At 69.1% G+C, this 434-nt stretch carries 1 pseudogene; it reads left to right on the top strand.

The annotated features are described in order from the left end of the window. A pseudogene (locus tag LPA54_RS39410) lies at nucleotides 1-434 on the top strand (signal recognition particle protein); the annotation flags it as partial.

Genomic DNA, 434 nt, shown 5'->3' with positions numbered 1-434 from the left:
AGATGGGCTCCATCTCCAAGCTGCTCGGCATGCTCCCGGGCATGGGCCAGATCAAGGACCAGATCAACAACCTCGACGAGCGGGACGTCGACCGCACCGCCGCGATCATCAAGTCGATGACGCCCGGCGAGCGCCAGGACCCGACGATCATCAACGGCTCGCGCCGCGCCCGTATCGCCAAGGGTTCCGGTGTCGAGGTCAGCGCGGTGAAGAACCTGGTCGAGCGGTTCTTCGAGGCGCGGAAGATGATGTCCCGCATGGCGCAGGGCGGCGGTATGCCGGGGATGCCCGGGATGCCGGGCATGGGTGGCGGTCCCGGCCGCGGCAAGAAGAAGCAGAAGCAGGCCAAGGGCAAGCAGCGCTCCGGCAACCCGATGAAGCGCAAGCAGCAGGAGCAGGAGGTGGCCGCGCGCCGCGCGGCGGCGGCCCAGGGC

The sequence above is a fragment of the Streptomyces sp. DH12 genome, from assembly GCF_020873895.1.
Lineage (GTDB): Bacteria > Actinomycetota > Actinomycetes > Streptomycetales > Streptomycetaceae > Streptomyces.
This window is presented reverse-complemented; position numbering and strand designations above follow the sequence as displayed.